The organism is Steroidobacter sp., assembly GCF_016790065.1.
In the GTDB taxonomy this organism is placed as follows: domain Bacteria; phylum Pseudomonadota; class Gammaproteobacteria; order Steroidobacterales; family Steroidobacteraceae; genus Steroidobacter.
In genome coordinates, this window is sequence record NZ_JAEUPY010000022.1 from 1 (window position 1) to 1,785 (window position 1,785).

The 1,785-nt window shown below is 59.3% G+C and carries 2 protein-coding genes; both read right to left on the reverse strand.

Translation table 11 applies throughout. The annotated features are described in order from the left end of the window. On the reverse strand, positions 1–375 hold a 375-nt coding region (locus JNL55_RS00725), incomplete at its 3' end, for a serine hydrolase domain-containing protein (protein ID WP_293848254.1). 31 nt (positions 376–406) lie between these two features. Then, the gene (locus JNL55_RS00730; RefSeq protein WP_293848256.1) at positions 407–1,606 is read right to left on the reverse strand and encodes an alpha/beta hydrolase family protein; all 1,200 of its coding nucleotides are present in this window, start codon (positions 1,604–1,606) and stop codon (positions 407–409) included. Positions 1,607–1,785 lie beyond the last annotated feature (179 nt).

A 1,785-nucleotide genomic window follows, 5' to 3' on the forward strand; every position in this document is an offset into this window, starting at 1 on the left:
GTCCTGCGCGTCGCCGACACGGGCACGCAGCTTCGACGCGCCGAGATAATCATTCGCCGGCGCATCCAGATCGACTTTACCCGCCGCAACCAGCGTCATCAGACCGGTAGCAGTGATGGGTTTGCTGATGGAAGCTAGCGAGTACATCGTGTGCTCGGTTGCCGGCACCTGGCGCTCCAGGCTGGACCAACCAAAGCCCTCTTCCCAAATGATCTTGCCATTGCGCGCGACGGCCACGGACACCGAAGGGATCGATTCTTCTTTCAGCGTCTCGCGGATGTAACTGCGAATCGGCTCAAAGCGGTCAGCCGCCTGAGCGCCGAACGCGATACCCATCAGCAACAGTGACGCGGGCAGACTACGAAGCACTCTCACCATGCATCTCCAAGGAAAACGGCCCAAGGACCTACTCTTTGATTCTTTCGCTCTGCTGCAGCAGTACGTCGCGGTACTGCTCGGTTCCGGAAAGCAACGGCGTGTTGGTACTGCCCTTCAGGTATTTATCGAAGAACTCGAGCGAGAACCGATTGACGATATCGTGCGCGACACGCGGATGCATGGCACTCACGTCGGCAGATCTGAACAGCGTGCGATCGGAGAAGTGCTCATGATCTGCGCCAGCCAGCGTCACGTCGTACCAGGGTGCAGTCATCTTCGCGTAGAGCTGCCATGGCAAGGTCGCCGCGAACAAGCGCTTCTCACGCTCAGCGGCTGATTGCCGCAAACTTTCTTCGGCGGTGCCTTCGCCATGCATGATCATGACCGGCCTGTTCGTCCCGGTCTTCTGCACGTCGGTATAGAGCCAGCCATCGAGATTGATAGCGGCCTTCACGCGTTGCTCATCTCGACTTGCCTGGATCGATAGCGCGCCTCCCAACGACCATCCCAGCGATCCCACGCGTGTGAGATCGAGCCGGTCGTGAAAGCGATGCCCTGATGTCGAATTGAGGGTCTGCAAGCGATCGAGGACGAAGCTGATGTCCTTCACCAGCATCGGCATCTTCAGTCGCGCGTACAGCTCTACTTTGTGCTGAAGCTGTTCCGCCTGAGACTTGCCTGGCGTCTGCGTGGCTGCGGCATCCACATCGTCTTCATCCGGTCGATAGTTGTAGCCATCGGCGAAGCGCTCGATGCGTGTCCAACCCGTGTGGCCTATGGCCACTACCACGTAGCCGTGACTCGCCAAGTACTCTGTTTGAAACGTTGCGCTGAAAGGCGGATGACTGGCACCCGGGTTGTAGATCAGCACGGGGAAGGGTTTCGGGTGCTTTGCCGTCGGTGCGTTCAAGACCGAGTGGGTGCGGACCGCTGCAGCGGCATCCAGCCACTGTGCTTCTTCGTCATGTGGATAGAATTCTCTGTGCAGCGCATAGGGTGCGCGAGGCGGATCGCCCTTGAATTGAGCCGGGTACCAGATCTGCACCATCAAGTGACGCAGATCTGAGGGATCCGACGTCGTCGTCTCCTCTCTGTCGCGGTCGATCCATAGTTCCTCGAAGGTTCCTGTCTGGAACGGACCCCGCGGTTCGCCGGCAAATACGGCGACGGGGACTCGGTACTCGTCACTGGTTGCCGCAATCCCTGGCGAGACCAGGGCTACGACCATGCACAGAGCCAGCCATGGAGCTCGGTTAGTAGCGTCGATCATCGCACCTTACCCGAGCGCTTCGATCAACGGACCCAGCTGATCGCGATACTGCTCGGCACGACCGAGGGAAGAGGTGTAGATCGGCTGCCGTACTTGCCAGTTGCTGGGCGTCCGGATCGAACGTTTGCTGTCCAGAT

What these genes read in the sequence shown, in the direction of transcription:
- JNL55_RS00730 (WP_293848256.1), bottom strand. Translation starts at nt 1,606, where the DNA reads ATGGTCGTAGCCCTGGTCTCGCCAGGGATTGCGGCAACCAGTGACGAG.